The organism is Microcystis sp. M083S1, from assembly GCF_020246405.1.
Lineage (GTDB): Bacteria > Cyanobacteriota > Cyanobacteriia > Cyanobacteriales > Microcystaceae > Microcystis > Microcystis aeruginosa_C.
Window position 1 is genome coordinate 1 of the sequence record NZ_JADBTB010000238.1, and the last position, 8,035, is coordinate 8,035.

Here is an 8,035-nt window from a genome sequence, read left to right on the forward strand (position 1 = left end):
ACATTAGCACTAATTAGAGAAGATGCAAGGGTGATGCAAGGGTTTTAAGAGATTCTAGCAGATTTAAGTGCATTTGGGAAGCTCTCAATCAAGCTAAAAGCCCTTTCCTGTAAGGTTTTTACCATTATTCAGCAAACCCTAAATAGGGTTGGCTGCATATCAGTAGAAGCTTGGCTAGAAAAGGCTTTAATTAGTGATTGCAAAGCGATCGCTAGGCAAGATTGCCAGATAAAATTGAGAAACTGAGCTATATAGGAGCGATCAATCTTTGTGTCCTTTGTGTCTTTGTGGTTCGTTCCACCCCCTAGCCAGTTTTAGAATATATTTTACCCAGAAAACCTAAGAGACCCCCCGATTTTCAGTACAATATTACTGCAATATTAAAAGCAGTGAACAAATAAACAGCGATGATCACCGGCGAATTAAAATCCAAAATAGATAAACTTTGGACAACCTTCTGGAATAACGGCATTAGTAACCCGCTTTCGGTAATCGAGCAGATTTCCTATTTACTCTTCATCAAGCGCCTAGATGACCTAGAACTGGCTAAGGAGCGTAGGGCCCAACGATTAGGCGAAAACCTCGAAAATCCCACCTTTACCCCCAGCCAACAGCATATCCGTTGGTCCCGCTTCAAAAATATCGATGATGCCGAGACAATGCTCCAGATTGTCCGGGATGAAGCGTTTCCCTTTATCAAAGATCTGGGACAGTTTTCTAAGGGTAGCACCTACGCTAAACACATGAAGGACGCGGTGTTTCTCATCGCCTCCCCGGCCCTGCTGGCCACGGTAATCGAGCAAATTGAAAAAATCCCCATGGAGGATCGGGACACCAAAGGCGACCTTTACGAGTATATGCTCTCGAAACTGAGTACAGCCGGGACTAACGGACAGTTTCGCACGCCGCGCCATATTATCAAAATGATGGTGGAGTTATTAGCGCCGGGACCCCGGGAGGTTATCTGTGATCCGGCCTGTGGCACAGGAGGCTTTTTAGTAGCGGCTGCCGAGTATGTGCGGGAGTTAAAGGACAGCGAGGGGGGACGTTTGCTCCATGAACGCGGCAACCTAGAGCATTTCAATAACCAAATGTTCCACGGTTTTGATTTCGATGGGACGATGTTACGCATTGGCAGCATGAACCTGATGTTACACGGTATCGAGCAGCCGATTATCGAGGCCCGGGATTCCCTATCGGAGGATCACGCCGGGGTAGAGGATAGTTTTACCATGATTCTGGCTAATCCACCGTTTAAGGGTTCGGTGGAGAAGTCCACTATTGCCAAGGATTTATCGAAAATCATCGACACCACTAAAACCGAGTTATTATTCATGGCCCTGTTTTTGCGCTTGCTGAAGACGGGGGGAAAAGGTGCGGTAATTGTGCCGGATGGGGTGCTATTTGGCTCGTCCAAGGCCCATAAGGACATCCGCACCATCTTGGTAGAAGAACATAAGCTAGAGGGGGTGATATCGATGCCGTCGGGGGTGTTTAAACCTTACGCGGGGGTATCTACTGCGATCCTGATTTTTACGAAGCTGGGGGTAAGGGAAAAGGGGACTGACTTCGTTTGGTTTTATGACATGGTGGCGGATGGTTTCTCTCTCGATGATAAGCGCCAACCGATTGCCGATAATGATATCCCGGACTTGCTGCGCTGTTGGCAGCAACGCGACTCCGCTAAGGATACCAATCGCAAAGGGAAGGCGTTTTTTGTGCCTCGCGAGGAGATTCAGGCCAATGCTTATGATCTATCAATTAACCGCTATAAGGAGATAGAGTACGAGGAAGTGAGCTATGAGCCGCCGAAGGTGATTTTACAGAAGTTACGGGCTTTAGAGGCTGATATTCGTCAGGATTTGGACGCATTAGAGGAGATGTTAGGAGATTAGGAGATGAAAAATCTACAGCTAGAGGTTATTCTGCGGGAGATAAAAGATTATTTCCATCTGCTCTATCAAAACCAATTACAGAAAATCGTCCTTTACGGTTCCCAAGCACGGGAAGATGGACGGGAAGATTCTGATATCGATCTTTTGGTCATTCTTTCTGGTGTGGTGGATCCTTATCAGGAAATTGACCGCACGAGTGAATTTATCGCTAGGCTTTGCCTTGATTATAATGTGGTTGTTTCCCGTCATTTTATCTCTGCGGCAAAGTTCCAGAGCGGAGATAATCCATTTCTTGACAACATACGACGCGAAGGGGTTACGCTATGAGCGATGATTGCATTAGTAGTTTTGCTCAACCGAAAGGATATTTGATTTATGTTTGAAAATAAGATTTGTCGGCATTTAGATTCCAAGAGAGTGGTGGGTTACGCTATCGCTAACCCACCCTACCCATTGAAGGGAGAAGAGTTCATAGTAGGGTGGGTTAGACGGCAACAATCTAGGCGTTAAAGTCAATCTAACAATCCGTCGTAACCCACCGCTTTAGTTAACCGAAAGGATATTTGATTTATGTTTGAAAATAAGATTGATCAGGTTTTACACGCATTAAAGGAGATGTTGGGATGAGAACCACAACCTTTCGAGATGTCCTTTTGGAAGAGATTGCCGAAATAAAGTCCGGTGTTGGTTTCCCGATATCAATGCAAGGCTGCGAAAGCGGGGATTTTCCCTTTGCGAAAGTAGGAGATATTTCTAACAGAGCGCGAAGTGGAGAACAGTTTATTTCTGATGCTCCTAACTGGGTAAAAAATGAGGACTTGTCCACATTAAAATTCACTCCATTTCCTACGGGTACTATTGTATTTGCAAAGATTGGTGAAGCTATACGCCAAAATTTCAGAGCAGTATCAACCCGACCCATGTTATTTGATAACAACGTCATGGGGGTTATTCCACAAGAAGAAAGGGTCGATACAACTTATTTGTATTTTTACTTAAGAACACTTGATTTTTATCATCTTGCGGGAAAAACGACTGTTCCAGCCATCAGAAAATCAACTATCGAGAAGCTCAAAATTCCCCTCCCACCCCTCGAAGAACAGCGAAAAATTGCGGCAATTTTAGATAAAGCAGATGGGGTGCGACGTAAGCGCAAAGAGGCGATTCGGTTGACTGAGGAGTTATTGCGATCAACTTTCCTAGAGATGTTCGGTGATCCTGTTACTAATCCGAAAGGGTGGAGAAAGATATCATTAGGAGAGCTTTTAGCCGAGCCTTTGCAAAATGGAGCATATTTTCCGAAAGAACGCTATGTAGAAGCACCTGATGGAGTAGAAATGGTTCATATGTCTGATGCTTTTTACAATTTTGTCGAAAGAGGTCAACTTAAAAGAGTTCAAGTAACATCGGAAGAATTTGAAAAATATAAATTAATCCCAAATGATGTACTTATTGCGCGCAGATCTCTTAATTATGAAGGCTCCGCAAAACCGTGCTTAATTTCAGAGGCTGATCAACCTTTAATATTTGAATCTAGTCTCATCAGAGTACGGCTTAATGCTGAGGTGATCGACTCCTTTTTCTTCTTTTCCTATATGCTCGAACCTAGAGCAAGATCTGCTTATGTTTTCCCAAATGTAACTAAATCAACCATCTCAGGAATTAATCAAGCAGGATTGAGACGAATTTCAGTATTAGTTCCTCCTATGTCAAACCAAAAAAAATATCGAGATATTTATAAAAAGATTCTTGGTACTCAATCTAACTATCAAAAAGATTACGAAAATATAGACAATCTCTTTAATTCCCTTTTACAAAGAGCATTTAGGGGGGAACTGTAGCCATGGCATCCGGCGGATTACTGCCATAATCTTGTGGGAAATGCCATTAAAAAAGACCGTTAGACAATTAACCAAGATTCCTATCATCTCACACTGTCACGCGGGAAAAACCTAGATAAAATAACCGGCTCTTCTCGACTTTGTGTGATAAGTTTAAATTATATAGGATCGATCGATCTTTGTGTCCTTTGTGTCTTTGTGGTTCGTTCCACCCCCTCGCTCTTGAGAAATGTATCTTAGAATACATTTTACCCACCAAACCTAGGAGAGCCAATAACCGAACTTGCTGTTTTTTTATATAACTGTTAAACAATAACCAAGTAAAATATAAGTAGCTGGTTATAATTAAATTAAAAATGGATTTTAGGTTCGATCCCCCCTGCCCCCCTTGATAAGGGGGGTGCCGATAGGCGGGGGGATCCCCCTTGATAAGGGGGGTGCCGATAGGCGGGGGGATCCCCCTTAATAAGGGGGGCATCTGATAATTTTTAACGCCTACCTACTTATACAATTGTTAAACAATAATCAGGTAAAATATAGAGATAGCCAAAACTTTGGGAATAATAAAGTTATAGACTGGGGAGCGCAATATGGACTCAAACTTCTCCTTCCTGCGAGATCAATTCCCGACAATCTACGATCATGCCAGCCAAGCGGAGGGATTAGTCTTCAGCAACCCCCGGGCCAGTTGCTTCTATACCCGTTTTGTCCTAGAACAAATGGTCTGCTGGCTCTATGAAAACGACCCCTACCTGCAACCGCCCCGGGAAAGTAACCTAGGCGCTCTTATCCACGAGCAAACCTTTAAAGATAACCTTAAACCTGGACTTTTCGGCAAAATTCGCACCATCCACAAAGTCGGCAACAACGCCGCCCACCATGGCAGCCCCATCAGTGAACGGGACTCCCTGCACCTGATCGAGGAACTATTTCATCTCACCTACTGGCTGGTGCGCTACTATGGGCAGAATGGGCGAAAATTGGGCGATATTAGCTTCGAGCGCCAGAAGATACCGGCGGCCGCACTCCCCGCTCCCAAACAACTGCAAGACCTAGAAAAACGCCTGTCCCAAAGCGATGCCCTGCGCCAATTGGCCGAAGCAAAACAGCGCCAAACCGAGGCCGAACTGGCAGCCGCTAGGGCCGAACGGGATGCCCTCCTCGCCCAAAATCGAGCGATCGCTGACCGGCACGACTACAACGAAGCCGACACCCGCCGCTACCTGATCGATGTACTACTCCAAGAGGCCGGCTGGGATACCAAAGCCCCCAACGCCACAGAGTTCGAGGTGTGGGGGATGCCCATCCAAAAGCCGGGGGATACTGGGCGCGGTTTCGTCGATTATGTACTATGGGGTGATGACGGCAAACCCCTCGCCCTCGTGGAGGCAAAACGCACCAGCAAAAGCCCCGACAGCGGACAAGATCAGGCCAAACTCTACGCCGACTCCTTAGAAAAAAACTACAACCAACGCCCCGTTATTTTCTACAGCAACGGCTATGAAACCTATCTCTGGGATGATCTCACCTATCCCCCCCGTCCCGTCCTCGGTTTCCTGCGAAAAACCGAGCTAGAACGGCTAATTTTCCGCCGTTCCCACCGTAAACGCCTCAGCAACACCGCCATTAACGAGGATATTGTCGGCCGTCCCTACCAGAAAGAGGCCATCCGCCGCATTACCGAAACCTTTGAAGAAAAGTGCGCCCGTAAGTCCCTGTTGGTTATGGCCACCGGAACCGGTAAAACCCGAACTGCGATCGCATTGGTGGAACTGCTCAAGAGTGCCAATTGGGTAAACCGAGTCCTGTTTCTGGCCGATCGCAATGCCCTATTAAAGCAAGCCTATCGAGCCTTTCAGCGTCATCTACCCAGCGTTACCGTCCTGCATCTGACCCGCAGCAAAGACGTGACGGGGGCTAACGTCATCTTCTCCACCTATCAAACCATGCTCAACGCCATTGATCGCATGGATGCAGAGGGGCGAATCTTTGGGGTGGGTTATTTTGACCTAGTGATCGTCGATGAGGCCCATCGCTCCATTTATCAGAAATACGGCGAAATATTCGATTATTTTGATGCCCTGCTGGTGGGGCTAACTGCCACGCCGCGCTCGGAAATAGACCGGGACACCTACCGCATTTTCCAGCTACCCCAGGGCGTGCCTACCTTCGCCTACGAGTTAAATGATGCCGTTAGGGATGGCCACCTCGTCCCCCCCAAGGGCGTTACTGTGCCGTTTAAGTTTCTGCGTACTGGGGTTAAATACAGTGAGCTAACCCCACAGGAGCGGCTAGACTACGAGGAGAAGTTCCGGGACGAGGAAAGCGGCGAACTACCGCAGGCAATTAACGCAGCTGCCTTTAATGACTGGTTGTTCAATATCGACACCGTGGATCAAGCATTAGAATTATTGATGCAACGGGGGCTAAAGGTCAACAGTGGCGATCGATTGGGTAAAACGATTATTTTTGCCCGTAATCACCGACACGCCCAATGTATCTGCGATCGCTTTAACAGTAACTATCCTCACTACAAAGGTCATTTCGCCAAAATTATTGACAGTCACGACAATTACGCCCAGAGTCTGCTCGATCAGTTCAGCGAAGCCAACAAAGAACCGATTTTAGCCGTCTCGGTGGATATGCTCGATACCGGCGTAGATGTGCCGGAAGTGGTCAATTTGGTCTTTTTTAAGCCCGTATTCTCCCGGGTGAAGTTCAATCAGATGATCGGGCGCGGGACCCGTCTCTGTCAGGATTTGTTTGGGCCTGGCAACCATAAAACCGAGTTTCTGGTCTTCGACCTCTGCGGTAATTTCGAGTATTTCGAGCAGGATATCGATGAAACAAGCCAGAAAATACCCGAAAGCCTCACCAGTCGCCTAGTTAAACATCGCCTCGAGTTGGCAACCCGTCTCGCTCCCTCCAAGCCAAGCGCGACACCTAGGGCAAGAGAGCAGTCCTCTACTTACAAAGTCGAGCGGGCCGACGACCTATACACGAGTTTGCTCGATGCACTCCATCAACACATCGCCACCATGCCCCGGGATAATTTCCTCGTGCGTCGTCGCTTGCCGCAGGTGGAAACCTTTAGTCAGCGCCAGCGTTGGAACAACCTCAGTCAGGAGGACGCGGCCACCATTGCCGACTCCTTGGCCGGTTTACCCAATAGTCTGCCCAATGAGGATCCCCTGGCCAAGGAATTCGACCTTCTCTGTGTGAAACTGCAATTAGCCATTCTCAAGGCCGACCGTAGTTATGAGCGATTGCGGGACAAAGTGCGGGATATTCTCGGTCAACTGGAGACTAAGCCCGATATCCCGATGATTAAGGGACAATTGGCCTTTATTCGCGAGGTGCAGGACGAAAGCTGGTGGACCGGCGCAACGCCGTCGGGAGTGGAGAGGATCCGGGTTCGCATCCGAGATCTGGTCAAGTTTATCGATCGCCAAAAGCAGCAGATCGTGATCACCGATTTTGTCGATGAGATGGGGGAGGTGCAGATTGTCGATATTCCCACCCATCAGACCGGTTTTAGTCGCGAACAGTATCGCCGGAAAGTCGAGGCCTATATCCGTCAGCATCAGGATCACCTTGCGATCGCTAAGTTGCGGCGCAATATCCCCCTAACGGAGACGGATTTATCTGCCCTAGAGGAGATGCTATTTTCGGCCGCAGAAATTGAGAGCCGTCAGCGTTTTGAGGAGGTCTTTGGCCAGACAAAAAGCCTCAAGCTCCTGATCCTGGAAATCGTCGGACTCGATCCCGCAGGGATCCGCGTAGCGGCACGCCAAGCGGCTAAACAAGCTTTTGGCCGTTATTTGCAGGGGACAAACTTCTCGGCCAATCAAATCCGTTTTATCGAAAATATCATCGATATGCTCGCTAAAAACGGAGTTATCAATCCGGGGGCGCTCTACGAGCCTCCTTTTACTGATAACCATCCCGAAGGTCTAGATGGGATGTTTAATGATCAGGAAGCTGATCGGATCGTCTCGATTTTGCGATCATTTAATGAGTCCGTTGATGCGGTTTAAGAACAAGCGCGGTTGATGTAATTGTAATAAGTAGCTGGTTATAATTAAATTAAAAATGGATTTTAGGCTCTTCGGGAATTGTTATGCAAATAATTAACTTAAAATAAAATTCGATGAGAGTGCCTACGCTCAAAAGTATCTGAAATCCATATAGGGAAGGACTTAAGGCATCAACAGGTTAATACCAAAAGATAGACAATCGAGTTAAGATTTGATATAATAGCCAAAAACCAGAGTATTTTACTTATGATACTTGACAAAT

Annotated in this window: 4 protein-coding genes; all 4 read left to right on the forward strand. The window is 47.1% G+C overall.

The window, feature by feature from the left end; translation table 11 throughout:
* Positions 1-407 precede the first annotated feature (407 nt).
* Positions 408-1,895, forward strand: a complete 1,488-nt coding sequence (locus IM450_RS21370) for a type I restriction-modification system subunit M (RefSeq protein WP_287667859.1) — start codon at positions 408-410, stop codon at positions 1,893-1,895.
* A 3-nt stretch (positions 1,896-1,898) separates the two neighbouring features.
* The gene (locus IM450_RS21375) at positions 1,899-2,222 is read left to right on the forward strand and encodes a nucleotidyltransferase domain-containing protein (protein WP_002750888.1); all 324 of its coding nucleotides are present in this window, start codon (positions 1,899-1,901) and stop codon (positions 2,220-2,222) included.
* A gap of 296 nt (positions 2,223-2,518) precedes the next feature.
* A complete protein-coding gene (locus IM450_RS21380) occupies positions 2,519-3,736 on the forward strand; it encodes a restriction endonuclease subunit S (RefSeq protein ID WP_287667861.1) in 1,218 nt (405 codons plus the stop codon).
* A 590-nt stretch (positions 3,737-4,326) separates the two neighbouring features.
* Positions 4,327-7,773, forward strand: a complete 3,447-nt coding sequence (locus IM450_RS21385; protein ID WP_287667864.1) for a DEAD/DEAH box helicase family protein — start codon at positions 4,327-4,329, stop codon at positions 7,771-7,773.
* The last annotated feature ends 262 nt before the right edge of the window (positions 7,774-8,035 follow it).